Annotated in this window: 26 protein-coding genes; 21 read left to right on the top strand and 5 right to left on the bottom strand. The window is 65.6% G+C overall.

Features of this window, described 5'->3' with window-relative positions:
* Positions 1–126: 126 nt before the first annotated feature.
* Both GJR96_RS01630 and GJR96_RS01625 read left to right on the top strand, forming a co-directional pair.
* Positions 127–966: a hypothetical protein gene (locus GJR96_RS01630; protein WP_151161339.1), complete on the top strand. Its 840-nt coding sequence runs from the start codon at positions 127–129 to the stop codon at positions 964–966.
* Positions 967–1,112: 146 nt separating this feature from the next.
* Positions 1,113–2,462, top strand: a complete 1,350-nt coding sequence (locus GJR96_RS01625) for an alkaline phosphatase family protein (protein WP_151161338.1) — start codon at positions 1,113–1,115, stop codon at positions 2,460–2,462.
* 140 nt (positions 2,463–2,602) lie between these two features.
* On the opposite strand, the gene GJR96_RS01620 is transcribed toward GJR96_RS01625, so the two are convergent.
* A complete protein-coding gene (locus GJR96_RS01620) occupies positions 2,603–3,685 on the bottom strand; it encodes a tubulin/FtsZ family protein (RefSeq protein ID WP_151161337.1) in 1,083 nt (360 codons plus the stop codon).
* A gap of 117 nt (positions 3,686–3,802) precedes the next feature.
* Here GJR96_RS01620 and GJR96_RS01615 point away from each other — a divergent pair, with 117 nt between their 5' ends.
* The 12 genes from GJR96_RS01615 to GJR96_RS01560 all read left to right on the top strand — a co-directional run bounded on the left by GJR96_RS01615 (position 3,803) and on the right by GJR96_RS01560 (position 17,185).
* Positions 3,803–4,291 (top strand): DUF7310 family coiled-coil domain-containing protein, encoded by a 489-nt coding sequence (locus tag GJR96_RS01615; protein WP_151161336.1) that lies wholly within the window; start codon positions 3,803–3,805, stop codon positions 4,289–4,291.
* Positions 4,288–4,728 carry a DUF7311 family protein gene (locus tag GJR96_RS01610; RefSeq protein WP_151161335.1) on the top strand — a complete coding sequence of 147 codons (441 nt, stop codon included), beginning with the start codon at positions 4,288–4,290 and terminating at the stop codon, positions 4,726–4,728. The genes GJR96_RS01615 and GJR96_RS01610 overlap by 4 nt, the downstream gene beginning before the upstream one ends.
* A 74-nt stretch (positions 4,729–4,802) precedes the next feature.
* Positions 4,803–6,782 carry a type II/IV secretion system ATPase subunit gene (locus tag GJR96_RS01605; protein ID WP_151161334.1) on the top strand — a complete coding sequence of 660 codons (1,980 nt, stop codon included), beginning with the start codon at positions 4,803–4,805 and terminating at the stop codon, positions 6,780–6,782.
* Positions 6,776–8,497, top strand: coding sequence for a pilus assembly protein (locus GJR96_RS01600; protein ID WP_151161333.1), 1,722 nt, complete (start codon positions 6,776–6,778; stop codon positions 8,495–8,497). The genes GJR96_RS01605 and GJR96_RS01600 overlap by 7 nt, the downstream gene beginning before the upstream one ends.
* Before the next feature lie 42 nt (positions 8,498–8,539).
* On the top strand, positions 8,540–9,010 hold the full coding sequence (locus tag GJR96_RS01595) for a DUF7283 family protein (RefSeq protein WP_151161332.1): 471 nt from the start codon (positions 8,540–8,542) through the stop codon (positions 9,008–9,010).
* The gene (locus GJR96_RS01590) at positions 8,988–9,380 is read left to right on the top strand and encodes a DUF7285 family protein (RefSeq protein WP_151161331.1); all 393 of its coding nucleotides are present in this window, start codon (positions 8,988–8,990) and stop codon (positions 9,378–9,380) included. Before GJR96_RS01595 ends, GJR96_RS01590 begins: the two co-directional genes overlap by 23 nt.
* Positions 9,377–10,270 (top strand): DUF7284 family protein, encoded by an 894-nt coding sequence (locus GJR96_RS01585; protein WP_151161330.1) that lies wholly within the window; start codon positions 9,377–9,379, stop codon positions 10,268–10,270. Before GJR96_RS01590 ends, GJR96_RS01585 begins: the two co-directional genes overlap by 4 nt.
* On the top strand, positions 10,258–13,314 hold the full coding sequence (locus GJR96_RS01580) for a DUF7286 family protein (RefSeq protein WP_151161329.1): 3,057 nt from the start codon (positions 10,258–10,260) through the stop codon (positions 13,312–13,314). The genes GJR96_RS01585 and GJR96_RS01580 overlap by 13 nt, the downstream gene beginning before the upstream one ends.
* A gap of 105 nt (positions 13,315–13,419) precedes the next feature.
* Positions 13,420–13,839 (top strand): DUF5791 family protein, encoded by a 420-nt coding sequence (locus GJR96_RS01575; protein ID WP_151161328.1) that lies wholly within the window; start codon positions 13,420–13,422, stop codon positions 13,837–13,839.
* Complete coding sequence (locus tag GJR96_RS01570) at positions 13,836–14,732, top strand: SDR family oxidoreductase (protein WP_151161327.1); 897 nt, start codon at positions 13,836–13,838, stop codon at positions 14,730–14,732. Before GJR96_RS01575 ends, GJR96_RS01570 begins: the two co-directional genes overlap by 4 nt.
* Before the next feature lie 101 nt (positions 14,733–14,833).
* Positions 14,834–16,018, top strand: coding sequence for a DHH family phosphoesterase (locus GJR96_RS01565; protein ID WP_151161326.1), 1,185 nt, complete (start codon positions 14,834–14,836; stop codon positions 16,016–16,018).
* 75 nt (positions 16,019–16,093) lie between these two features.
* Positions 16,094–17,185, top strand: coding sequence for an aldo/keto reductase (locus tag GJR96_RS01560; RefSeq protein ID WP_151161325.1), 1,092 nt, complete (start codon positions 16,094–16,096; stop codon positions 17,183–17,185).
* An 84-nt stretch (positions 17,186–17,269) separates the two neighbouring features.
* Here the strand turns inward: GJR96_RS01560 and GJR96_RS17990 are convergent, their stop codons facing one another.
* Positions 17,270–17,440 (bottom strand): HVO_0758 family zinc finger protein, encoded by a 171-nt coding sequence (locus GJR96_RS17990; RefSeq protein WP_191965792.1) that lies wholly within the window; start codon positions 17,438–17,440, stop codon positions 17,270–17,272.
* 135 nt (positions 17,441–17,575) lie between these two features.
* Between GJR96_RS17990 and GJR96_RS01555 the strand changes: the two genes are divergently transcribed.
* The 4 genes from GJR96_RS01555 (at position 17,576) to GJR96_RS01540 (ending at position 21,018) form a co-directional block, all read left to right on the top strand.
* Positions 17,576–18,736 carry an MFS transporter gene (locus tag GJR96_RS01555; protein WP_151163857.1) on the top strand — a complete coding sequence of 387 codons (1,161 nt, stop codon included), beginning with the start codon at positions 17,576–17,578 and terminating at the stop codon, positions 18,734–18,736.
* A 64-nt stretch (positions 18,737–18,800) separates the two neighbouring features.
* On the top strand, positions 18,801–19,907 hold the full coding sequence (locus GJR96_RS01550) for a glycosyl transferase family 2 (protein ID WP_151161324.1): 1,107 nt from the start codon (positions 18,801–18,803) through the stop codon (positions 19,905–19,907).
* Complete coding sequence (locus GJR96_RS01545) at positions 19,904–20,392, top strand: DUF7109 family protein (protein WP_151161323.1); 489 nt, start codon at positions 19,904–19,906, stop codon at positions 20,390–20,392. Before GJR96_RS01550 ends, GJR96_RS01545 begins: the two co-directional genes overlap by 4 nt.
* Positions 20,393–20,421: 29 nt before the next feature.
* A complete protein-coding gene (locus tag GJR96_RS01540; protein ID WP_151163855.1) occupies positions 20,422–21,018 on the top strand; it encodes an NUDIX hydrolase in 597 nt (198 codons plus the stop codon).
* Between the two features lie 115 nt (positions 21,019–21,133).
* On the opposite strand, the gene GJR96_RS01535 is transcribed toward GJR96_RS01540, so the two are convergent.
* A complete protein-coding gene (locus GJR96_RS01535; protein WP_151161322.1) occupies positions 21,134–21,664 on the bottom strand; it encodes a DoxX family protein in 531 nt (176 codons plus the stop codon).
* A 392-nt stretch (positions 21,665–22,056) separates the two neighbouring features.
* Between GJR96_RS01535 and GJR96_RS01530 the strand changes: the two genes are divergently transcribed.
* On the top strand, positions 22,057–22,839 hold the full coding sequence (locus GJR96_RS01530) for a DUF7388 family protein (RefSeq protein WP_151161321.1): 783 nt from the start codon (positions 22,057–22,059) through the stop codon (positions 22,837–22,839).
* 65 nt (positions 22,840–22,904) lie between these two features.
* A complete protein-coding gene (locus GJR96_RS01525; protein ID WP_151161320.1) occupies positions 22,905–24,053 on the top strand; it encodes an NAD(P)/FAD-dependent oxidoreductase in 1,149 nt (382 codons plus the stop codon).
* A 24-nt stretch (positions 24,054–24,077) separates the two neighbouring features.
* On the opposite strand, the gene GJR96_RS01520 is transcribed toward GJR96_RS01525, so the two are convergent.
* Entirely contained in the window at positions 24,078–24,563 is a 486-nt protein-coding gene (locus GJR96_RS01520; protein WP_151161319.1) for an Hsp20/alpha crystallin family protein, read from the bottom strand.
* Positions 24,560–24,718 carry a DUF7559 family protein gene (locus GJR96_RS17985; RefSeq protein ID WP_191965791.1) on the bottom strand — a complete coding sequence of 53 codons (159 nt, stop codon included), beginning with the start codon at positions 24,716–24,718 and terminating at the stop codon, positions 24,560–24,562. The genes GJR96_RS01520 and GJR96_RS17985 overlap by 4 nt, the downstream gene beginning before the upstream one ends.
* 149 nt (positions 24,719–24,867) lie before the next feature.
* On the opposite strand from GJR96_RS17985, the gene GJR96_RS01515 reads away from it, so the two are divergent.
* Positions 24,868–26,565, top strand: coding sequence for a radical SAM protein (locus GJR96_RS01515; protein WP_151161318.1), 1,698 nt, complete (start codon positions 24,868–24,870; stop codon positions 26,563–26,565).
* The last annotated feature ends 23 nt before the right edge of the window (positions 26,566–26,588 follow it).

Genomic DNA, 26,588 nt, shown 5'->3' with positions numbered 1-26,588 from the left:
CGCTCCTTCGCCCCATCTCCCCGTCGGTGGCACTGCTTCCTCCCTCGATACACCCACGGGGAGAGATAGGTCCACAAACCGCGAAAAACGGTTATCTCGTCATCACGCGTACCCTCTTCTACAATTATGTCTATTGATACCAATGAACATACTGACGAGAGTGAGGAATCGACAACGAGCTTCAGGCGCGTTCGGGTGTACACGTTCTACCTCCTTGCACTGGTGACGCTCGGGATGGCCGCCGCGTTCGTCTCGGAACTTCTCGCGTTCGCCATCACCGGGTGGGGGTCCGGTGGCGAGATTCTCGCAGAGCACCGCCTCCACGTGATGGTCATCGCGGCAAACGTCTGGATAATCATCCTCGGTGTCGCGAGTCAGCTGTACCGTCCGCTCAAGCGGGTTGCGCTGATGCAAGTCGCGTTCCTCGTCACGACGCTCGTCCTCGTCGGAACCATCGTCGGCGGTGGACCGGTCGAAGAAGTCGTCCCGTTCTTCGTCCTCACGGGCCTCATGGCGCTGTTCCACCCCGCAGGTCGGCAGTTGCTCTCTCTCGGCGACGACTACAGTCCAGCACTGCTCGGCCTCGTCGCGGTGGCGGCCCTCCCCGTCCTCGCGTTCGCAGCCAATCAGTTCGTCCTCCAGGGCACGGGTGACGTTCACGCCGTCGCCGGTCACTACATGGAGATGACGACGATGTCCATCGGCTTGTTGCTCCTCGGCCTTATCGCGGCCGCGGGTGCGCCGGGACACCGCTTCGTCGCGTGGTTGACCGCAGGTCTCGCCATCTACTTCGGCGCTGTCTCACTCGCCTTCCCGACGCAGATTTCGAGCGTGGGCACGATGTGGGCTGTCGCGCTCGTTCTGTGGGGTCTCGCGTTCGTCGTCGTGAGCGAACTCCGCGTGAGTGGTCGGACCACCGTCTCGGCGGAGCGTCCACTCAGGATACGTGGTTCGCCGCGTGCCTGAACACTCAGTCAGATTTCATTGTTCGTCTCGTCGCTCGGCGGTGAATCTCGCCGCCTACTCGGACACACGCGCACATCCGTCGTACATTGGCGCAAACGCGCGTAGAGAGACGAACCTTCTTATGGCTCTCTTTGGTACCGGAACGTATGGGTTTGTTCGACCGACTCCGCGGCAAGGACCACCCCCGCGTCGCCTTCATCGGCATCGACGGGGTCCCATTTAGTCTCCTCTCTGAGCACCCCGAAGAGTTCCCGAACTTCGCGGCGCTCGCAGACGATGGTGCAGCAGGTTCTATCGACAGCATCGTCCCACCGGAATCCAGCGCGTGTTGGCCGGCGCTCACCACTGGTGTCAACCCCGGTGAGACGGGTGTCTACGGGTTCCAAGACCGCGAGGTCGGGTCGTACGACACGTACGTCCCGATGGGCCGCGACGTGCAGGCCACGCGCCTCTGGGACCGTGTGACCGACGCCGGCCGGAAGGCCACCGTGATGAACGTCCCCGTGACGTTCCCGCCCCAGCGAAACGTCCAGCGGATGGTCTCCGGATTCCTCTCGCCCGGCGTCGACAAGGCCGCCTACCCCGACGACTTCCGCGACCAACTCGAAGAGATGGGCTACAAAATCGACGTGAACGCCAAACTCGGTCACGACGACGACAAATCTGCGTTCATGGACGACGCCCACGAGACCTTAGACAAGCGGTACGAAGCCTTCTCGCACTACCTCCAGGAAGACGATTGGGACCTCTTCTTCGGCGTCTTCATGACCACCGACCGGGTCAACCACTTCCTCTTCAAGGACTACGAACGCGACGGGAAGAACAAAGACGCGTTCGTGGAGTTCTACCGCAAGGTCGACGAGTACATCGGGAATATCCGTGAGATGCTCCCCGAAGACGTGACACTCGTCGTCGCCTCCGACCACGGGTTCACCTCGCTCGACTACGAGGTTCACTGTAACACGTGGCTCGAACAGGAAGGGTGGCTCTCGTACGAATCGGACGACCACGACTCACTGTCCGACATCCACGCCGACTCGAAGGCGTACTCGCTCATCCCCGGGCGGTTCTTCATCAACCTCGAAGGCCGCGAACCCCGTGGCTCCGTCCCGAAGGACGAGTACGAGGCAGTCCGCGACGAACTCAAAGCGGAACTCGAAGCACTCGAAGGCCCCGACGGCAAGAAGGTCGCAGAACGCGTCGTCGTCAAGGAAGAAGCCTTCCGCGGCAACCACGACGACATCGCGCCTGACCTCGTCGTCATCCCGAACCACGGCTTCGACCTGAAGTCCGGGTTCAAGGGTCACGACGACGTGTTCGGAACCGGGCCGCGCAACGGGATGCACTCGTTCGACAACGCCACGCTCTACGTCGACGACCCCGACGCGGAGATAGAAGACGCCGACCTCTACGACATCGCGCCGACGATTCTCGACCTGATGGAACTCGACTACGCCCGCACCGAACTCGACGGTGCGAGTCTCGTCCACCAGTAGACGAGTCTCACACAGGACCCTCGATTCGAAAAATCACGCGGTGGCCGGTGCAGACGATGTCGCTTCGGCCGCGCTTTCGTCGCTCGTCGCTGATTCCCCCCAGCGCAGTGGCACGCTCGCTTCGTCCAGCAGTGCGACGCCTACAACAGGTCGTCTAGTTCGTCGTTGTGCCACATCTCTTTCGGGTCTTCCCGGACCTCGTTCTCGGCCTCCTCGATAGCGGCACGTGCCCGCTCCATGAACGACTCGACGCGGTCTGAGCGTTCGACGCCACCGAGGAGGATGAGCGACGCGATTCGACCGCTCTCCAGTGGGAAGTCGCCGCCGCGAACCTGTAGACTCCCGGTCTCCTCCTCGACCCACCGGCGGGCGCGTTCGACACCCTTTCTGGGGATGGTGTCCGGTTTCCCGGCGACGACGACGAGTGCCGAGTCGGCGTCGCTCGCGTCTGGAAGGCTGGTTCCCGTCAGAAGTGAGCGACGTGCCGTACTCATCACGGCGTTGATGTTCTCTTCTGCGACTTCGGAGGCCTCGGCGCTGGCGTAGCCGAGTGCAGCGATTCCGCCGGCACGGAGCGTGTTGATGACTTCCGAGCTATCGACGACACTCTCACCGACACCTTCGACTGCCTCGCCTGCCGCGAGGAGTAACCCAACGCGGCGGGCGATGGCGTCGTTGATGGCGTCGAAGCCTTCGCTCATCGACTCACCGGACGAGCGGAACGCGTCGTTGTCGACGAGGAGGACGGCGTCGGCCTCTCGGGCGACAGTCTTGAGCGACCGACCGGCGTTGACCTGATACATCGCGCCTTCGTCCTGTCCGGGGAGGATGCCGAGTACGTAGACAGGAACGTCGTAGACTCGTCTGAGAGCCTTCGCGAGGACAGGCGCTCCACCGGACCCGGACCCGCCACCAAGCCCGGCGACGACGAATATCGCCTCCGTCTTCGCCGTGATTCGGCCGTCGAGTGCCGACATGACTTCCGTCTTGTCCGCTTCCATCACTTCAGCGCCGAGTTCGTTGTCGCCACCGACGCCGTGTCCGTTGACACGGTCTTGACCGATGAGAACGGTCTCGAATGGGAGCGACTGGAGGTCGGTCTTTGCGGTGTTGACCCCGATGGCACCGAGGACAGCACCGAATCCCATCTGTTGGTCGAACGACTGGAGGGCAGCGGTGAGTTTCCCACCTGCTTGACCTACACCAATCAGGACGGTCTTCATGCGACAACACACTCTTGGCCCCGCCTTGAACGTTCCCCACGAACCCACTTCTGGACGAGCAGTTCCCCGCTTTCGACCGCCGGACGTTTATGTACGATGACGGCCCCAACCGGGGCTATGACTCCCGACACTTCCGCGGAGACTCACGACGGATTCGCACACGCGGTCGACAGAACGGACGAACTGGTTTCCCGACTCGAAGCAGTCGAACGGACCGTCACGGGGACCGACACCGACGTCTCTTCGCTCGAAGACGTCGCGGCTATCGAGGACCGACTCTCCGCTGTCGAGTCGACAGTCGAGTCACTCTCCGAACGTCTCGACGAAGTCGATGCAGCGACGCAGGCGGTTCGAGGCTACCTCGGTGGTGTTCGCACCGTCAACGAAGACGTGGAACGACGGGCGAACGCGGCACTGGCCAAAGCGGAGTCACTCGAATCTGCTCTCGTAGACGAATCTGAGACGACGTTCGAGTCGGCAGCAATCGAGCAGCAGAGAGCCCCAGACGCTGAACCACCTCAACACAGACGTTCCCGTCCCGACGACCAGCACACGTCTGCCGATAACACCCGCGGACTGGCGGCGCGCCTCCGTGACGTACTGTGATTCGCGTCGTCCTCACGTGTCTTCTCACGGTGGCAATCGCGGGTGTTGCGTTCCCGGCAGTCGACGCCGCACGAGCAGATGCGACGACTGTCACAATCGGGACGATGGCGGACGACATCGCCCACGCCGCCGCCTCGCTCGCGGCCACAGAAGACCCACCACCTGCTGGTCTCGCTGGTGCACGTCGACACGTCGTCCTCGACGTTCCGTCTGGGTCGTGGCGGGCGACTGGCGTCTCACGACTCACGGTTCACGGGGGAGATGGTGTCGAACTCGCGGCGACGACGGCGTCGGGGACGACTATCGTCCGTCGTGTCGGTGGCCCACGGGTTCACGTCGTTGGTGAGCGACTGGTTCTCGGCCCCGGTGAACATCGACTTCGGTTGACGCTGGCGGCGAACACCGCCGGTCCCGTGGTCGTCGTCGCGCCAGCGTGACCGATGGTCCTCGCAGTTCGACACGAGTGAATGACTCCGTAGGTTCAAGTAGTCGAACGGGACCACCCCACCGCATGCCCCTCGACTTCGACCGTTCGCCGGTCCGTGCGTTCTCCCACGCATCGCTCCCCGAGTCACTCACCAGTGCGCTCGTTGCCGTCGGTGCTGGCCGACTGATAGAACACGACACGTCCGATACCTGCCGGTGTATGTCCTCGATTACGACCCCGACGGACCGTCTGGACGACGAGACGGCCACGCTCGTCGTGGATGCGGCCGACTGTCCGAACGGAGGGTCGCTCGCAACTGCGCCGGCGTGCCGTGCGACTGTCGTCAGTACGCTAGAGGACCGCGACGTGGACGCCGTCGTCGTCAGAACCGACGGTGTGGAGCGTCGATTCGACGACGGAGCGGTCGGCCTCCTCGTCGCCGCCGGCCGGTTCGCCGAGCGAGTCGGGTTCTACGACGACCGACTGGCCGAACGCGCCCGACACGACCCGTTGGGTGCCGCGTACGAAGCGACTGGGCGTGCGGGACCGATACGACGGGCGGCAGTCGAAACCGGACTCGCAGTGGGGGCGAGTGACGTCGAGGGCTACAGTGACGCGCTTCGGGCAGTCGTCGGGCCGACGCTCGCACGCTCACGTATCGACCCGCACCCGCCAGCAGACGCCCGACTCGTCGCACGTACCGACCTCGAGACTGGTGCAGTCGCGCGTCGGTACGAGACACGCCACGGCCCGCACTACCATCTCGACCCGCCGGAGTCGAATCTCACCCCGTCCGCGGCGCAGACGCTCGCGGCGGCACACGATGCACTCGCTCGCGGAGCGGTCGATGCCGGGCCACGGGCACCCGGCCGTGCTGTTCGTCTCGTCGCCGACGCGGACGACCCGGTGGATACGCTCACCGCGGTTCTCAGAAAACACACCCACGGACACGGTGTCCTCGACGACCTGTTCTCTGACGCTCACGTCTCAGACGTGTACGTCTCGACACCCGCCGACGAGAATCCGATTCGCGTTGTCGTCGACAGCGAGGCGATGCCGACGAACGTGCGCCTCACACCCGGCGGTGCTGCATCACTCGCTTCGCGTCTCCGTCGTGTGAGCGGTGCATCGTTCTCGCGTGCGGACCCGACGCTCGACACCGTCATCGACGCGGGTGGCACGAGTATTCGCGTCGCAGGTGTCACCGAACCGGCGAGTGACGGACTTGGGTTCGCGTTCCGCCGACACGACGAGACGCCGCTGACACTCCCCGCGTTGGTGCGAAACGGGACGCTGTCGGCAGAGGCCGCGGCCCTCTGTTCGCTCGCCGTCGAACGCGGTGCCTCGGTTCTCGTCGCCGGAGCACGAGGTGCTGGCAAGACCACGTTCCTCGAGTCGCTTCTGTGGGAACTCCCGAGTGACGTTCGGGCGGTCCTCATCGAGGATACGCCAGAACTCCCGGCAGCGAGTCTCCGAGACGCCGGGCGAGACGTGCAGACGCTCCGAACCGACACCACGGGTGGCCCCGAACCGACGCCACAGGAGGCGCTTCACGCCGCACTCCGTTTGGGTGACGGAGCACTCGCAGTCGGCGAAGTCCGCGGTGACGAGGCAGCGGTCCTCTACGAAGCGATGCGCGTCGGCGCGAACGCCAGCGCCGTCCTCGGGACGATTCACGGCGACGGCGCGACTGACGTTCGAGAGCGCGTGGTCTCCGACTTGGGAGTCCCTGCGTCGTCGTTCGCCGCGACTGACCTCGTCGTCACCTGCCAGCGCGCGGACTCACATCGTGTCGCTCGCGTCGAAGAAGTTCGTCCGACGGCGGGAGACGCGACGTTCGAGACGTTGTTCGCCCACGACGGCGCTTCGCTCGCACCGACCGGAACGGTCGAACGAGGTGATAGTCTCGCAATCGAGTCGATTTCGAATCCCGGCGAATCGTACGCCGACGTTCTCGCCGTGCTCGATACTCGGTCGAGACGACTCGCGACGCTCGCCGAGACTGGTCGGACGGACCCTGCCGACCGCACTGAACCGCGTTTGGAGGGGGGTTCCGGATGCTGACCGCCGTCGCCCACACGCTGACGCCGATGCTCGCACGACTCGCACCGACGTCTGCCGACCCGAGCGACGAGTTGCGACGTGCGCTCGCGTTCCTCGGTTCCGAGACGGACCCCGAAGTGGTCGTCGAGGCTGGATACGGGGCCGCGATTCCCGCTGCGCTTCTCGGGTGGACCCTCGCGACTGTCGCCCGAATGCCGACGCTGACGGTCCTCGTGGTTGCACTCGCCGCAGCGCTCGGGTCTGCCCACGCGGTTCACGCCGTACCAATCTGGCTGGCGACACTTCAGCGAACCCGCGCGCTCGGTAGCGCCCCCGAACTCGTCGGTCGAATCGCGCTCCGAATGCGAATCGAACCATCGGTCGAACGCGCGGTGGCGTTCGCTGCCCACGCGGACGATGGACCGCTCTCTGCCTCGCTCGCCGCACACACAGAACGCGCTCGGGGAACGCCGACGTCTGGCCTCGGCGCGTTCGCGACTGCGTGGCGCTCGTGGTTCCCTGCGCTCGACCGGTCGGCGGCGTTGCTCCAGACTGCCGCCGACGTTCCCGCAGGTGAACGTGACCGTGCACTCGACAGAGCGCACGAAGTCGTCCGCGAGGGGACGCGTGACCGCCTCGCCGACTTCGTCGGTAAGATTCGTGGCCCGGTCACTGCCGTCTACGCGTTCGGCGTCTTGCTCCCGCTTGCACTCGTCGGCGCGCTTCCTGCTGCACGGGTCGCTGGTGTCGGCATCTCCACCGGACACGTCGTCTTCCTGTACGACTTCGTACTACCAGTCAGTCTCCTCGCGACAGTCGCGTGGGTGCTCGTCCGTCGGCCCGTCGCGTTCGCCCCACTCTCGATAGACGCCACCCACCCGGCGGTGTCCGACCATCGCTACCGCGCCGCACTCGCTGGTCTCGTCGTCGCCGTCGGGTGCTTCGTCGCTGCCGATGCCGTCGTCGCCCCGTGGGCGGCACCGCTCGCGGCAGTCGGTGCTGGCGTCGGAACCGCGCTGTACGTCGCCGCCCGGCCGATGATGGCGCTCCGTGTCCGTGTGCGAGCGGTCGAAGACAGTCTCTCAGACGTGCTCTACCTCGTTGGCCGCGCGGTCGGCGAAGGCGAAGCAGTCGAGTCGGCACTCGCCCGTGCCGCCGAGTCGGTTCCCGGCGAAGCGGGTGCACTCCTCGGCGACGCGGTTGGCGTCCAGCGCCGACTTCGGGTGGGCGTCGTCGAGTCGTTTTGCGGCGACTACGGCGTCCTCGACTCGGTGCCCAGTCCTCGGGTCGAAGGCGTCGTCACCTTACTCGGACTCGCCGCCAGTGAGGGGCGTCCCGCGGGGCGAGCAATCGTCTCGATGGCCGACCAACTCGCTGCGCTCTCTCGACTCGACGCCGAGTCACGTCGCGAACTCGCCTCGGTCACGGAGACACTCTCGAACACGGCGGCACTCTTCGGGCCACTCGTCGCAGGTGCAACCGTCGCACTCGCCGACGGAATGACGCCAGCACGGACACTGGACGAAGCCGCAGTCGCCGCGCCGATGGCGACAAGCGACCTCGGTGTCGCCGTCGGCGTGTACGTTCTCGTCTCGGCCGCCGTCTTGACCACGCTGGCCGTCGGTATCGCCGACGGACTCGACAGACACCTCGTCGCGTCGCGTGTCGGGAGCGCACTCGTCTCGTCGACGGCGACGTTTCTCACCGCGTTCGTCGCCGCAGGCGCGTTGTTCTGACCGGGCTGAGATTTAAATACTCGAACGGGACCACCCCGGTCTATGTTCGACGCACCGCTCGAATCGCTGTACACGTGGACTGCACTCTCCGTCGCCGCGACGGTCCTCCTCGGCGTCGTCGCCGGGATACCGACCACACCGGCACCCGACGCGTCAGGCGTCGCCGATACTGTCGATGGCGTCGCTGTCGCCGACTACGACGCGACGGCCGAATACCCGATAAACGCCGATTCAGTCCGTCTCGACGCTCGACGCATCGGCCTCAGAAACGAGGGTGGTGCCGCACACGCGACGTTCGCGTTCGGGCCAATCGTGCCGACGACACCCGGGACGCGACTCGGTGCTGTCGCGGTGGGTGCGCCACCGAGCGACGTGTTCGAGTCGCCTGCGGCGTTTCGCGCGGCCGTCGCGGACGCTCACCGAACCGACTCGTCGTGGCGACCCGCCGCCGAATCGCTCGTCGTCCGACACGTCTCGTGGGAGGGAACGGATGTCACCGTCGTCTCGGCGTAGGGGGCAAACGTCTCCAGTCGCCGCCCTCACTGCGCTGGTCGTCGTCTTCGCCGCGCTTTCGGGGTACGCGACGGTTCTGGACCGGGCGCACCCGACTGCCGACAGAGACCTCGATTCGGCAACACTCGCTGCCGTCGAGTCTGCCCTCACCGACGAGATGGGCGTCGTCGAACTCTCTCGACTCTCGGACGCTCGGTCGGCCTGTCCCGACGGATACTCCTGTCGTATCGTCGTCGCCGTCGACGACGTTCGGCGAGTCGCTGGACCTCCCTCTCCGACAGGTGCGGACGGTTCTGTGACTCGGGTCAGCGTCCGTACCGAACCCGGTCGTGTCGGATTCGGAAAACTCCGTGTGGTGGTGTGGTCGTGACCGACCTCGTCTTCGACGTGACGCTCTGTCTGCTCCTCGTCGGTGCGAGCGTCGGACTGGTCGTCACCGCCGACGCGGGTGCAGTCGACGGAGGTGCGGTCGGAATCGGTCGTACTACTCCCGACGCCGATAGCATCGCACCGTCGCTGACGACGAGTACGGCGACGGTTCAGTACGACCTCGAACCCGGTGTCGACGCCGCCGACCCATCACTCCTCGGTGCCGACGGTATCGACTCTCGTGAACTCAGCCGAACTGCGCACGGAAGTCTCGCCGGGTTGCTCGCCCGGGCGACGCTCGGGGGGACCACCGTCGATGGTGTTCGCCTCACGCACGCACGGGACGATTTGCGTCGACAGGTTGCCACGCGAGTCGCGTCGGAACTTCCAGCACGCGGCGTCCAGATTGTAGTTCACTGGTCGCCGTACCCCGGCGCACCGATTCGGGCGACCGATACGCTCGGCCCGACGCCGCCGTCGTCTGCGACGGTCCATGCCGCCACCGTCGACATACCGAGCGGATTTCCACCTGCGAGGGGTGCCGCTATCGCCGCCAGCGACGACGGGTTCGACGCCATTGCGGGCGTCGTCGCAAACCGGACCGTCGCTGGACTGTTTCCACCGGCGCTCGCCCGTCTCGCACTGCGCGGCGACGAACCCGTCTCGACGTTGATGCGCCATCGGTACGACCGTGCAGGGTCGCTGGTCGGTGCATCCGTCGCCCCGGAAGTCGCCCGCGAGGAGACTCGCGTTGCGAACGCTGACCTCGCGGCGGCGCTCGCGCCGCGTCTCGCCGCCGATATGCGAACCAGATACGACGACCCCCAGAGCGCGGCCGACGCTGTCGCTGTCGGGCGCGTCACCATCGTCGTCAGGACGTGGTCTCCGTGAGACTCGCCGAAGACGACCGGGGACGGGTCCCGTTCGCCCTGCTCGGGGTGCTCCTCCTCGTCGGGAGTGCGACGTTCTCGGGTGCGCTCTCGGCCCACGACCCTGTCACGGACCGACGAGTCGAAGACGCGGTCGAACGAGCGACTGCACAGACCGACGCCGCAGTTCGAGCAGCAGTCCGCGACGCGGCGCGTGAGGCCGCCGCGAATCCCGTGACGACGCGGGCGAACACGACGGTCGGTCGGGTTCTCTCGGAGAACCAGACCTTCCGCGACTCTCTCCGTCTCCGAATCGCCCTCGCCACCGAAGAACGGCTTCGAGCCATCTCCGCCCGGCGTGGCGGCGTCCACGCGACGGCCTCGATTCCGCGGCCAACGAACGAATCGACCCTTCGCAGCGCGATGGACCGCGTCTCTCTCGACGGACGGGAGAACGGAACGATGCTCGTCGTCACCGTCGAAGATATCGCAGTCAGCGCACAGCGAGACGGCACCCGCGTCGCCGACGAGTCACTCACGACGACTGTCGGCGTCCGAACGCCAGTCCTCGCGCTCCACGACCGGACGGAGACCTTCGAGCGTCGCCTCGACGCGGGCGCGACGGACGGCGGCACACTGGACGCGACGGTCACGACAGCACTCTGGGCAGCAGCGTGGACTCGTGGATGGAGTCAGTACGCCGGTGCACCCATCGAGAACATCGTCTCGAACGAACACGCCGCGTTGGCGACGAACGCTGGGGTCCTCCTCACCGAACAGCAAACGTTCGGGACGTCCGACGCTGACGCTCGCGCGGCGGTCGGCCGTGCTGCCGTCAGAACCGGTGTCCGAAGCCTCCTGTCACAGACCGGAGCGAACGGTGCACCTGCACTGGCGGACGCACTCCCAGCCCCGAACGAAGTAGACGACCCGCCCTCGTCGACCATCCCGACAGACCAAACTATCGAGGCGGCCGTCGGTTCTGCGGCGGACCACGCACTCGTCTCACTCCTCGATGGAACCGGTGGTGACTCACTCGACGACGTGGTCGCCGACGCACACCGGGCGACGGTCTCGGTCGAATCCGACGTTCACGTCGTCCAGCACACGAGCGACCCCCCAGTCGATGCTGGTTCCGACTGGACGCTCGTAGACACGACGACTGAGACGACTTCGTCGGTCACGACACTGCCCACGCGGACGCCCGCCGTCGCCCCTGACACCGTCGTCGCGTCGGCGGCCTCTCGGATGGTGACGACCCGCGAGCAGACCACGAAGACGTGGCGACTCGGCAACGAGACGGTCGAATCGGAGGAACAGACGGTCAAGAAGACGCGCGTCGACGTCGCGGTGGTCGTCGAACCCGACGCTGTCCACGGTTCAGCGCGACCTATCGACCCTCTGCTCTCACCGGGTGGTCCACTCGACGGCGAGAACTTCGCCGCCGCGACGACTGTCGCTGACGACATCGTCTCCACCCGTGGCGGATTCGACGGACTCGCTCGCGACGTGGCCGCGGGTGACGTGCCGTCACCCGAGTCGGTCGGCGCACCTCGGCCTTCTGGTCTCGACGCGTGGATTCGCGCCGACCTCGTCAGTCTCCACCAGCGAGTCCGCAACCGAAGTCGAACCGTCTCGGCCCGCGCCGTCGCCGCCGGTGAGGTGAACCCCGCGGCGGAACTCGCCGCGGACCTCCGTTCCGACCGGGGCGAACTCGTCGATGCACCCGCCGCCTACGACGGCGTCGCCGACAGGGCACGCGTCGCGGTTCGCGCCGCGTATCTGGACCGCGTGCTGGTGGAACTCGACCACCGCGCCAATCAAACCGCCGCCGCGACTGGCGCGGCAGACGAGGCGGCACAGGATGCGAACGTCGGGTCGCTCTCGGCGGCAGTCGCTGCCGAACGGACTGCTCGACAGGTTCTGGGGACGACGCGACCGGCACAGCAGACCAGTCGTCCTGATGGTGTCCGGTTCGTTCCCGACGCGGACCCGATGTACCTCTCGCTCGGCGGACTCTCGGGGTCCGCCGTTCCGACTGTCGACCGCGCAGGGACGTACCACCCCCTCGTCGCCCGCAACACCAACCTGTTCACCGTCCCCTACGGGGATGCGACAGACACCGTTCTCGAACCCGTCTTCGGCGCTCGTCGTCGCGTCTCCCTTCGAGTTGCGGCCCACGCACTTCTCGCTGCTGACGATACGTTGGCGGTGTCGAACGGAACGGACGAGACCCTCCGTGAACGCCGCGATACACTCGAACTCGCCGTCGTCCGGGCGACGGTTCCGGCCGAAGAAGCGGCCCGCGACACGCTCACCCAGCACACCGACCTCGGCGTCACCGAACGACAGCGGGTACTGGAATCGACGCTCGGCCGATGGGACGACCCGGAACACAGAGCGCTAGCGGTTACGAACGGGTCCGCCGCACGTGCTATCGCCGTGTCGGCAACTGCACCGGGAACTGTCGAAGCGGACCTCCTCGAACTCCGTCTCGACGACGCCTTCCGGTCTGTCCGCCGGAGTCGGTCGACGACAGTTCCACAACGACTCACGAACCGAACCGTCGAATCGACGCGGACCGTCCGACAGGACGCCATCGCCTCCGCGGCGACTGACGTGGTGAGGAACGAGACTGAAGACGCCGTCGAGAAGCGTCTCGACGACACGCTGGATGCGCGATTCGACCGGTCGTTCCGCCGCGTCCCGGCCGGGATGCCAGTCGCTCCCGTCCCCGGATACTGGTACGCGACGGTCAACGTGTGGGACGTCGCAGTCGCTGGCGAGTTCGCACAGTTCCGCGTCCACGCCCGCGGCGGCGAAACCGAGTCGCTGACCTACGCCCGCGATGGGTCCGTCGTCGCACTCGATTGGGACGAAGACGGGGCGCGGGAGACAGTCGGTCGCGGCGAACGTGTCGCCTTCGACGTGGAGACGGCTATCGTCGTCGCTGTCCCACCGTCGGGAATCGGCGTGGGCGACGTAGACGGTGACGCTGACGAACGCTCTGCGGGGTGGGACGGCGGACCGGGATGCACCGTCGCTGCCGACTGTCGGGCGTCGTGAGGACGCGACGACTGCCGTAGCCGATGACGGCACACCACCGCCGTTACCGGCGAACTCGTGCCGAGTGACAACCGTTTTGCCGCCCGACTACCCAATCCTCGGTATATGTTGTACGACGCCGTAGCGCGACCCGGCACCGTGTCGCCCGACGAACTTCGGGCCGCCTACGAGGACGAAGTCCGTGCCGCAGTCGATGCCGCTGGCGTAGACGCCGCCGCGGACGTTGCCGACGTCTCCGAAGATATCCTCTCGAACGGCGTGTTGGAGTTGACGCTCGAACAGGCCGCCTCGATTCTCGCACTCACCGACGGCAACCCGGACGCCGACGCCATCGCGTGGGAGTTCCGCGACCACCTCCTCATGGGCATGACCACCGGTATCCTCGACGTGGACACACTCGCCGCCGAAGTCGACCTCGACCTCTCGGGCCAAGAGATTCAACAGGCCATCGAGGGCCGAACTGCGGCGACGCTCTCCGAACTCGCCGCCATCCACCACGCCATCGCCGTCCGAAACGAGCGATGAGGGTCGCCATCCTCGGGTGCGGATACGTCGGCCTCCAACTCGCACGGCAACTTGTCGTCGACGGGCACGACGTGTGGGGCGTTCGACGCTCTGAAGCGGGCCTCGACGCCGTCGCCGACACGGGTGCTGAAGCGGTGCGTGCCGACGTGACCGACGAAGCGAGTCTCGCGGCGATTCCTGACGTCGACCACGTCGTCTTCGCGGCGAGTTCCGGTGGTCGGGGGGCCGACGCCGCGCGCACCATCTTCGTCGACGGTCTGCGGACTGCTATCGACCACTTCACCGCTCGCGACGACCCGCCGGAGCGTCTCGTCTACACGTCGAGTACGGGCGTCTATGGCGACCACGACGGAGCCTTCGTCGACGAGTCGACGCCGCTTGACCCGACCACGGACAAGACGCGCGTCTTGGCCGAAGCGGAACGTGTCGCCCGCGAGTACGCCGCCGAACGGGGGCTCGACGGCACAGTCGCGCGGTTCGCGGGTCTCTACGGACCTGACCGCTACCGCCTCGAACGATATCTCGACGGTCCAGTCACGGAGGGGTATCTCAACATGGTCCACCGCGACGACGCCGCTGGTACCGTCGCGTACCTCCTCGAAACCGACCGTGCACGCGACGACACGGTCCTCGTCGTCGACGACGAACCCGTCTCGAAACACGAGTTCGCCGATTGGTTGGCCGACGAGTGCGGCGTCCCGCGTCCCGAAAAACGAACGAAACAGGAACGACTCGACGCGGGTGACCTCTCGGAGGCGGCCCGACGTCGTATCCTCACGAGCAAGCGGTGTTCGAACGACTACCTTCACGAACTCGGCTATGAGTTCATTCACCCGACGTATCAGTCGGGCTATCGGGCGGCAATCGATGCCTTTCGAGCGAACCGTTCGTGAGCGTTCCCTCGACCAGACAGATTGAGGGGTCGGATGTTCTGTCAATTGAGAACGACCGATTAGGGGGAATATTCATACCATTCCCCTTGGACGTCTTGTGTATGGTCGGTTCGGTGGGACAGTTCGACTCGGGAGAGGTGTTCGAGTCGGTGGGGTCGTTCGTCAGCACACACCCGGAATTAGCGGCGGCTATCGTCGTCGGCATCGGAACCGTGGCGCTCGCACTCTACGCGGCGATTCGGTTCAAGCGCCCGATGGGCGCTCGCTTCGCCGAGGCGCTCGAAGACGTCGACGAAGTCGCTATCCTCATGCACCCGAACCCGGACCCCGACGCGATGGCCGCCGCAATCGGGGTCGCGTGTCTCGCCGAACAGGTCGGCACGAAACCGACGATTCAGTTCGCCGGCCAGATTCGACATCAGGAAAACCGCGCGTTTCGAACCGTTCTCGACCTCGATTTAGACGCTATCGACCACGTGAGTGACCTCGCCGCCGAGGCGGTCATCCTCGTGGACCACAACACCCCACGTGGCTTTGCGGGGGCAGAGGGCGTCCTCCCGTACGCAGTCGTCGACCACCATCCGGGTGACGGCACGGGCGAGGCGTTCACGGACGTGCGAACCGACTACGGTGCCTGTTCGAGCATCATCGCGGAGTACTTCCGTGACCTCGGGGCGAACCCCGTGCCGCCGGACATGCACGCGAGCGAGGTGAACTCGACGTACACCGTCCCCTCACAGGTCGCGACGGGTCTCGTCTACGGCATCCTCACCGACACCAAGCACCTGACCGCCGGGTGTTCGTCGGCAGACTTCGACGCCGCAGGGTATCTCTTCCCCGGTGTGAACGAAGACCACCTCGACCGCATCGCGAACCCCGAAGTCTCCCGCGAGGTGCTCGAAGCGAAGGCCCGCGCAATCGCCGGACGCGACGTGCGCGGCCCGTTCGCCGTCGCCGACATCGGGACGCTCTCGAACGTCGATGCGATTCCGCAAGCGGCGGACGAACTCATCCAACTCGAAGGTGTCACCGCCGCCGTCGTCTGTGGCGAACGCGACGGCAACGTCTACCTCTCGGGTCGCTCTCGCGACGACAGAGTCCACATGGGCCGCACCCTCGAAGCGGCACTGACGGACTACCGTGGGTCGAGTGCGGGCGGACACGCTCGTATGGGCGGCGGGCAGATTCTCCGCCCCGAAACCGTCACCGACGGCGGGAACGGCGGTGGCATCGTCCGCGACGAACTCGTCGAACGCGTCTTCGAGGCGCTTCAAGGCGACATCTGAGCAGTTCTCTTCTGGACCCGCGTTCCGCGTCGCGCGACCGGTGGCCCTTAATCGCCGGGTGTCTTAGCCCCGGACATGGCTACTGGACCGGGCACATGGGCTTACCGTGACCGCTTCGGCGACAGTTTCGGTCGGACCTTCTTCCGCCGATTCGGACCCGGCGTCGTTTCGAGCATCGGTATCGGGACGTATCTCGGTGACCCGACCGACGAGGTAGACGACAGATACCGCGAGTCGCTCGTCCTCGCACTGGAGAGCGGTATCAACCTCGTCGACACGGCATCGAACTACCGCCACGGTCGGTCGGAACGCGTCGTCGGCGACGCACTCCGCGAGGCGGACATCGACCGGGAGGCAGTCGTCGTCGCCTCGAAAGCCGGGTTCGTCCCCTTCGACCGCTCACGCCCCGAGAATCCCGGACAGTACATCCGCGAGACGGTTCTCGATGCGGAACTCGCGGAGGCGGACGAACTCGCCCACGGCAGTCACACCATCGCGCCGACGTTCGTCGACGAGATGGTCGACCGCTCGCTCGACCTGACTGGCCTCGACCACATCGACCTCTACTACCTCCACAACCCCGAGACGCAGTTGGCTATCGCCGACCGTGAGACCGTCTACGACCGCATCGAAGCGGCCTTCGAAGTGCTCGAACGGCGAGTCGCCGCGGACGATATCGGCCGCTACGGCGTCGCGACGTGGGAAGCGTTCCGCGTCGCGCCCGACCACGAGGCGTACCTCTCGCTCCCGGAAGTCGTCCGCCGGGCCGAACGCGCGGCCGAGACGGTCGGAAACGAGGAGTCGGCACTCGACGCGATTCAACTGCCGTTCAACGTCGTGATGGCCGACGCGTTCTCCGTCGACGCCCACGAGACGGACGACGGCGAGGCGACGAGTGCGCTGTGGTACGCTCACGAACACGACTTGCACGTCTTCACCAGCGCGAGCATCGCACAGGGTGACCTCGCCGCGCAGATTCCGTCGTCGATAGACGACGTCCTCTCGGGAGATACGTTCGCCCAGCGCGCGCTCAACTTCTCGCGGAGTGCACCGGGTGTCACTGCCGCGTTAGTCGGTGCGTCGTCGTCAGAACACGTCGCAGAGAACGTCGCTGCCGGCACGTTCGACCCACTCGGAGCGCGGGCGTTCGATTCCGTCTTCGAGTGAGGTCGGTCGCCGACCGGGAGGGCTTTCGTCGACAGGTACCAATCTGTCGTCGAATCGGGTCGTTCGCGGGAGCGGCCTACAGGGTTATCTGAGTTCTTTCCACTCGGTTCCGCAGTCCGGGCAGATTCGAAGCGCGAACACTTCGTCGGGGTCGTTCTTCTTCTTGAGTGACTCGCCGCACACCGCACACGTCAGTCGGCCGTACGTATCTTTCTCCAATTCGCCGTCTCGAAGGCCCTTCCGCGTTGTCTTCATAAACGGTCGTTTGTGTAACGAACATAAAAACCCGCCGGCGACCCGGCAACCGTCTCTCGGTTCGAAAGTGTTGTCACTACGGGGTGCGCGCTTTCGAGCGTGTCACGTGGCCGCCTCTTTGGAACCCTCTGCGGGATGGTGCTGCTCGTCAATCTCGCTCGTGTCGTCTTTGCCCCCCTCCTCGGCGAGTTTATCACCTTCTTCGACGTCAACCGCGCGACGGTCGGATTCGTCGCGACGCTCGTGTGGCTTGGCAGTGCCAGTCTCCGCGTTCCCACGGGATGGCTTCTCACGCGGGTTCCTCGCCACCACGTCGTCCTCGGAACCGGCGTCATCCTCGTCGCCGCCTCGATACTGACAGCGAGCGCAGAGTCCATCGAGATGCTGATGGTCGGTGCCGCCTCGATGGGCCTCGCCTCGGGTGCGTACTTCGTCGCCGCCAACCCACTGGTGAGCGAACTCTACCCCGAACGCGTCGGCCGCGCGATGGGTATCCACGGCACTGCGAGCCAACTTGCGGCCGTCGGCGTCGCCCCGTTCGTCACCCTCGTCCTCGCCGTCGGCCCCTCCGTGACGGCCCAACTCGGGTTCGTCTCCGCGTCGTGGCAACTCGTCTTCGTCTGCATCGGTATCGCCGCCGCCGTAGTCACGCTCGCACTCTTCTTCACCTCGCGGTCTACCGAACTCCCCGACGCGGGCGCGGCGGACCGTGACCTCATCGGCGCCGTCCGTAAGGAGTGGCGCATCATCCTCACCGGCGTCGTCATTCTCGGGTTCACCGGATTCGTCTGGCAGGGCCTGTTCAACTTCTACGAACTCTACATGGTGACCAAAGGCCTCCCGGCGGCGACGGCGCGAAACATGCTCACCGTCGTCTTCGGCGCGGGCGTGCCGGCGTTCTTCTTCTCTGGCCGCCTCGCCGACAGACTGCCGCGCGTCCCCTACATCCTCGGCGTCCTCGTCGCCTTCGTTCTCTCGGTGTTCGTCCTCACGCAGACGACTGGCCTCTTCGCGTTGCTCGTCGTCACGGCTATCGTGGGCTACGTCATCCACAGTCTGTTTCCGGCGCTCGACGCCTACCTGCTCGATACGCTCCCCGACGAGAGTCGCGGCAGCGCGTACTCGGTGTACTCCTTCGGGATGATGATTTTCCAGGCCAGTGGGTCGGGGACAGTCGGATACTTGACCGACGTGGGTTACACGTTCGACCAAGTGTTCGTCGGGTTCGCCCTCGGTCTGAGCGCCGTCGTCACCGGACTCGTCGTCTTCCAGCGTGCGGGCCGCTTGCCGAACTGAGGCGAGCGGGAGACCACCCCGCCTCTCGCCGCACTTTTGCTCACCCAGTCCAACCACCGTACTGATGGAGTACGTACAAGAGCGGGTCACGACGCTCCACGACCTCTCGGGGACGGTCCCCGACGCCCCCACGGACCGTGCGGCCGTGGTCGTCCCCATGACCGAACGAGAGTACGCCGGCCTCGCGGCAGAGCGCGTCCTCTCGACGCTGGAGTCACTCTCGCCCGCCCGTGTCGTCGTTCCGCTTCGCGCCCCCGCCGACCGTGTCGTGCCCTTCGTCGATTGGTTAGCCGACTTCGACCTCCCACTCGACGTGTTGTGGTGCGACGGGCCGCGCGTCGCGGACTTACTCGAAGAGAGTGGCATCGACGGCGTGCGAGGCAAGGGCCGCGACGTGTGGCTTGCACTCGGGGTCGCCGCCGACGAAGACTACGTCGTCGTCCACGACGCGGACACCAAGACCTACGACGAGCGGTACGTCTCGCGACTCCTGTTTCCGCTCGCCCACGGCCACGACTTCTCGAAGGGGTACTACGCCCGCGTCGAAGACGGGAATCTGTACGGCCGACTCTTCAGGCTCTTCTACGCGCCACTCGTCCGCACCCTCGCCGACGAGACGGATGCGCCAATCGTCCACTACCTCGAATCGTTCCGATACGCGCTCGCCGGCGAGTTCGCCATGACCGGTGACCTCGCGTTGCAGATGCGTTCCCCTCGGGACTGGGGACTGGAGGTCGGAACGCTCGGCGATGCCTTTGCACACGCTGGATTCGAGCGCAGCGCACAGGTGGACCTCGGTGCGTACGAACACGACCACCGGGCGGTCAGTGGCCCAACGGGACTCTCGGACATGAGTGAGTCTGTCGGCCGAACGCTCCTCCAAACTGTCGTCGAACACGGCGGCACACCCGACTTCGAGACACTCGCCGAGCGCTACCGCGAGACCGGCTTCCAGTTCGTCGAACAGTACGCCGCCGACGCGGCGTTCAACGACTTCGACTACGACCGGGCCGGCGAGCGTGAACAGGTCGAGACGTACGCGCAGGCCGTGGTCGAACCGGGAGACGACACGCGACTTCCGGCGTGGAACGATGCACCACTATCGCCCGCGGACGTGCTGGCCGCGGCGCGGGCCGATATCGACGCGGTTCGTGGAGAGGTGGGCCGATGAGCGAGTCCACCTACGACGACCTTGCCGGCATCGTCGACCTCTTCGGCGCACTCACTCGCGACGAACTCGAACACGCGCTCGACGAACTCGCGTTCAAACAGGGCCACGAGACAGACGCCGACGCACTCGCGGACGTCGTCTCGGACGCTCTCGACGCGTACTATCTCGTCGCCTACGAGACCCCCGACGAAGCAGACGAACTCCTCACTGTCGGCCCGATGGCGTTTCCCACACTCCCACCGCGGGCGGAGGACTTGCCGCACATTCTCGACGTTTCCGTCCGCGACGTGCCGCGGAACGACCTCGTCGAACAGGTCGAATCGCGCCTCCGGACGGCGGCGGCCGAGGCGGTCGAATCGGGCGACAGCGACGAGATTGCTCATCTCCTCGACGTGACGTACGACCTCGAAGCGTGGGCAGACGCCGACGTGACCGACATCAGGGACAGACTGGACGCAGCATTGGCCGAAGAGGGGCAGGCCTAAGTCGTGTCATCACTTTACGAATCGTGACGATGGACCTCGCGGGCGTCACCCGACACGAACCGGTGACAGTCGAGGCGGGACGGCGGGCGGCGGTCATCGCCCCCGTGTTGTTCCGCGACGAGCGACCGCACGTGCTGTTCACGAAGCGCGCGGACCACCTCGGCGAACATCCCGGTCAGATGAGTTTCCCCGGCGGCGGGCGCGAACCCGCCGACGCGGACCTCCGAGCGACTGCGCTCCGCGAGTCGAACGAAGAGATTGGCCTTCGCTCCGAGGAAGTCACGTTCCACGGCCAACTCGACGACATTCTCACCATAACGGACTACAGTGTCACGCCGTTCGTCGCGACAATCCCGGACCGGGAGTACGACCCCGACCACCGGGAAGTCGCCGAGATTGCGGCGCTGGCAGTCGACGACTTGACCGACCGGTCGAACTACGAGTCGGAACTCCGCGACCACCCGAAGTACGGTGAGATACGACTGCATTTCTTCCACGTCGACGGCTACACCGTCTGGGGTGCGACCGGTCGAATGCTCGTCCAACTGCTCGAACTCACGACCGAGTGGAACGTCCCGCCAGAAGTCGACCGTGTGGTCGACCCCGACGCCGACTATCCTGTCTGACCGGTCGCGTACCTACTCTAGCCCCCGACCGGGCCACGACGACACTGTCGCTCTCGGTCTGTAGCACGTCGAAAAATGAGTCCGCCACGACCCCCCCACGTCCGCCTTCGGCCGTTCAGCCGAGGAGGTACTTGAGGACGGGGCGTTGCTGGACGAACTCCATCTTCTCGATGATGGCGTCGAGGCCGTAGATGCGTCCTGCGGCGAGGGTGCCGACGATGACGAACATCAGGAGGCCGAACAGGTCGCCGTTGACGTAGCCGTGGCCCCAGTCCGCGTTCCCGAGGTAGAAGAACACCATCAGGAAGCCGCCGAAGAAGGCGGCGAGGCGGGTGAGGGCACCCACGAGGATGCCGAGACCGATGAGGAACTCACCGGCCGGAATCATGAGGTTCGTGAACTCCAGCATCCACGGGGTGTTGGCCGCCCACACGAGGAAGCCGTGGACGGGCGAACCCGCGGTGGCGTTCGCCATCCAGCCCGCCGCGTTGAAGGGTTCGGCAGCCATCAACTTCCCCCAGCCTGCGTGGAGGAACCAGTACCCCGTCAGGACACGGACGAGGACGAGCACGTAGCCCGTGACGCCTTGCGAGTAGTCGAAGTCCATGCGGTTCCCCAGCATCTGAATTTGTCCGGTTTCGGCCATCTTAGTTCACCTTACATCTAAACCGTCGGAGCGACGTGACATATAAAGGGAGAGTCGTTTTCGAATCCATGGAACTGGGAATCACCGAAACCGGTTCTCAGACCCTGTTCGCCCCAGAATCTGGGATTTCACTCGGTTAAACAAGTGTGTGAAATACACAATCCTGTGGGTTAGAGACGCGAACCACCGACTGGCGGCACTGTCTGCTATAATCGTGATAGTAGGGTCACTCGGCGGGGTCGCCACGACGAGCGTATATAACGCCCGTCTGGCGTGGTCAACGTCGCCGTCACCGACAGGGTTTTGGCCTCATCCGCGCTATCCGCTCTCACATGGTCGCACAGACGATGGATCGCGTTCCGCGACGGTACTGAAATTTTTGTGGTGATAGCATGCTGACCGCCGGACGTGCGGTCTCGAAAGCCGGATTGGACGCTGTCGCACTCAAACCCGCCGAGTGTGACGTGCGTCGAGCGGTCGATATCCCACTGGATATCGTCGCCATCGACTACGAGGGTCGCCACCGGATGCCCGAACGCGAGGTTCTCGAAACACTCGCGGGCGAGAAGGAAGTCAGACTGACGACGCCGGTTCGGGCCGATGGGTTCGACCCGCTCGGCGACGACTCACTGTACGAGTGGCTTCCCGACGGCATTTGGCAGGTACTCGTCGCGGGCCACCCCGCCTACCTGACCGACGAAGAGAAGAGACGGCCGGTCGCTCCCCGACTCAAAGCGGCCAGAGAGCGGACACCGGACGCGTGGGTCGGCACCGAAGGAATCGAGCGCATCGCTCTCGCGGCGGGCGGCACGCAGTACGAACTGCTCTCTCGGTCGACACGGCGAGACGTTCGCGCCCTTCGCGCTGCCGGATTCGACGGAGAAGTCGCACTCTACGCGCCGACCGCACTGACTGACGACGACGACGAGATTCTCGACGCCGTCGGGGCCTACATCTCCCGGCGACGTCCCGTCGCGCGGGCACTCCCGGACGACGCACCCACAGACTCGTCCGCCAAGGGTCGCGCGCGAGAGGTCCTCCTCAAAGCCGCCCGTGACTACGCACTCATCGGGTCGGTGACGGACGTTCGCCACCGTATCGACGACCTCCGTGACGTCGGTGTCGACCTCGTCGTCGGCTATCCCGCACGCGGCGTCGACGAGTTCGCGGAGTAAGCGAGACGCCTCCTCGATTCGGTTTTTCCCGTTCTTTCAAGTAGTATCACGACCCAGCGCGGGGTATGCAGTCTCCCGAACGAGTCGCCGTCGTCGGCGCGGGTGCGGTCGGTCTGACCGTTGCCGCCGACCTCGCAGCGAACGGCGCGCGGGTCACCCTCTTCGAACGAGACACGCCCGGGGCGGGGATGACGGGTCGTGCGGCGGGCATCTGTTACGACGCCTACGCCGAAGACATCGACGTGTCTGTCGCCGACCGCGCGATGGCCCGGTTTCGCTCACTGTCGGGAGACCGAGCGTTCGTCTTCCACGAGACTCCCTACGTCTTCCTCGCTCGGACCGGAGACGACGCGTCGGCGTCCGCACTCCGGGAGGCAGTCGAACGCATGCAGGTCCACGGCCGCGACGTTTCGACGGTCACTGCCGACGAACTCGGGGAGCGATTTCCCATCCAGACCGACGACGTCACCCTCGCGGGCGTCGCCGAGAACGCTGGGTGGGCCGACCCCGGGGCGTACGTCGACCTGTTCGTCGAGAGGTGCGAAGACGCCGGCGTAGAGTTCCGCCTCGGCGACGCGGTGTCGGTTCGTGCCGACCCGCCGGGCGTCGCCATCGACGACGTGGTAACTGCGCGCTTCGACGCCGTCGTCGTCGCCGCAGGCGTTCACTCGCGCCGTCTCCTCGCCGACGCCGGCTATCCAATCGCGCTCAAACCGTACCGCGTGCAGGCGCTCGTCGGCGAGTGCGAGTACGACGGCCCAACCGTCTACGACGCGACAAACGAATCGTACCTCCGTCCCCACCCGGCGGGTGTCCTCGCAGGCGATGGTGTCGAACCCGTCGAAGCAGACCCGATGGACTGGGATGCGACTGCCGACGACTGGTTCGTCCGCGAGTCGCTCACGGCGACTTCACACCGGACGAAGACGGAACCGACGGTCGAACGCGCGTGGGCCGGCCTTTGCGGGGCCACGCCTGACCGAAATCCTCTCGTCGGTGCAGTCGCCGATGGCCTCTACGTCGCCGCGGGATGGCACGGCCACGGCTTCATGTGGGCACCGGCGATTGGCGAACTCCTCGGAGACGCGGTTCTCGGGACAGCAGACGAACCGCTCCCACAGCAGTTCGACCCCCGCCGATTCGACGGGGACGAGTCGTTCGCGGTGGTCGACGGGATGACACTCGACGGTGACGGAGAATCGAGAGAGAAGTAGCGTCTGAACTCTGGGTCGGGCGTCTCAGTCGTCGCCCTCGTCGTCTGGTGCGCCGGTGTCGGACGACACGCCGCCGTGTTCGTCAGCGCCTTCCTCGCCGTTTTCTTCGGTGACTTCGATGTCGCTGCCGCGGTCGTCTTTGGGAATCTGAATCTGAATCGTCCCGTTCTTCTTGACCGTCGCCGTCCCTTCGGCCGCTTCGACGGCGGCGTCCGAGGGAAGCGTCGCGGTACTGGAGAGGGTGAGTCCACGGCCCGGGAAGCGCATCTCGTAGCCTTCGTGGAACTCACGGAAACGGTCGATGCGTATCTCGACTTCCCCTTCGAGGAACCGGACCTGCACGTCTTCGGCACGGGCACCAGGCGCGTCGAAGACGACGAGGTAGGCGTCGTCGGACTCGAGCAGGTCGTGTGCGAGTGGTTTGCGCTCTTGCATCTGGCTGACGCCGCGTCCGACCCGTTCGAGAACCGCGTTGGCGGCGGACTCGCCGAACTTTCGAAGGTCGCTCATAGCTGAATCTCCTGTAAGAATTGTCCCTCACCACAGTACGGACAGTCGAAGTCCGCAACCGTCACGTCGTCGGGCATGTCGTAGGTGTAGTGCAACTCGAACATGTCGAGTTCGCAGTCCTCGTTGGTGCACTTGATTTCGAGGGTCGCGGGCATACCCATTTCTTGCGCTCCCACGGTCATAAACGCGCGGGAGGCGGAACCCGCGTTCGCCGAGTCACCCTGCTCGCCCCGCGACGCACACGCCCCCACGACGGCGCGTCTCGACCGGTTGCGTTTTCAGCGTCGAACGCGAACCGCGACCGATGACCGACCCCGCCGACCTCACCGTGACTATCGTCGACGGATACGTCGACGAACCGGCGCACTTCGGCGTGCCGCCGTACATCTCGACGTATCCGCGATTCACCGCAGGTGCGCTGGTCGACGCGGGCGTCCCCGAGTCCAACGTCGTCTACCACACCATCGACGAACTCCGCGACGACCGACAGAAGTGGCGCGACGTCGCCGACGCGGACCTGATGATTTACATCGGCGGCATGACCGTCCCCGGAAAGTACGTGGGCGGGACGCCCGCCGAACCCGACGAAGTCCGCGAACTCGCGTGGGTCGCCGAAGGGACGACGCTCATGGGCGGCCCCATCCGCTTCGGCGTCGGCGACGAGAACGCCGGCGGACAGGACATGCAGCGCAAGGACCTCGACTACGACTTCGTCGCCAAAGGCGACATCGAGGCGGCCGCCTACGACCTCGTCGACAGCGCACTCGAAGGGTTCGGCAACCGGATGCGCGACAACGAGGAACTCGACCGCTGGGCCGCGAAGGGCGCGTTCGTCGTCGAACAGCACCCGAACCATCCGGACCACCTCATCTGCGAGATGGAGACCTCTCGCGGGTGCGCGTATCGGTGTTCGTTCTGTACCGAACCGCTATACGGTAACCCGTCGTTCCGCACCGCCGACTCCGTCGTGAAGGAAGTCGGGAACCTGTACGAACGTGGTGCGCGACACTTCCGTCTCGGTCGGCAGGCCGACATTCTCGCGTTCGGTGGCGACGGCGAAGCGCCGAACCCGGACGCACTCCGTCGCCTCTACGGTGGCATCCGCGAGGTTGCGCCGGACCTCGGAACACTCCACCTCGACAACGTCAATCCCATCACCATCGTCGAGTGGCCCGAGAAGTCCCGCGAAGCACTCCGCATCATCGCGGAGCACAACACGGCGGGCGACACCGCGGCGTTCGGCCTCGAATCGGCGGACCCAGTAGTCCAAGAAGAGAACAACCTCAACGTCTCGGCCGACGAGTGTTTCGAGGCGGTCAAAATCGTCAACGAGGTTGCCGGGTGGCGTCCCGGTGACGACCCGGCGGACGCGCCCACTCACGGCCCCGAGGCGTCGAACCGCCTCCCGAAACTGCTCCCCGGAATCAACCTCCTCCACGGCCTGAAAGGGGAATCCAAGGAGACGTTCGAACACAACAAGCGCTTCCTCCAGCGTGTCTACGACGAGGGCCTGATGGTCCGCCGTATCAACATCCGACAGGTGATGGCCTTCGACGGCACCGACATGTCGGACACCGGCGCGTCCATCGCACAGAACCACAAGCAGTTGTTCAAGAAGTACAAACAGGAGGTTCGCGAGGAGATCGACCGCCCGATGCTCCGTCGCGTCGCCCCGCCGGGAACGGTCCTGCCCGACGTCCACTTGGAGTACCACCAGGATGGCCGCACCTTCGGCCGACAACTCGGAACCTACCCGCTCCTCGTCGGAATTCCGGGCGAACGTGAACTGGGCCAGACCACGGACATCGTCGTCACCGACCACGGCTATCGCTCTGTCACCGGTGTCCCGTACCCGCTCGACATCAACGAGGCGTCGATGGACGAACTGACAGCGATTCCGGGAATCGGAAAGTCGACTGCTGGCGATATCGTGGTGAATCGCCCGTACGACGACCCGGGCAGCGTCGGTATCGACGCGAATCTGTTGAAGTACGTCCAGTAGCCGCCTCGGGCGTTTTTCGTGCA

Source organism: Haloferax litoreum (assembly GCF_009674605.1).
GTDB lineage: Archaea > Halobacteriota > Halobacteria > Halobacteriales > Haloferacaceae > Haloferax > Haloferax litoreum.
This window is presented reverse-complemented; position numbering and strand designations above follow the sequence as displayed.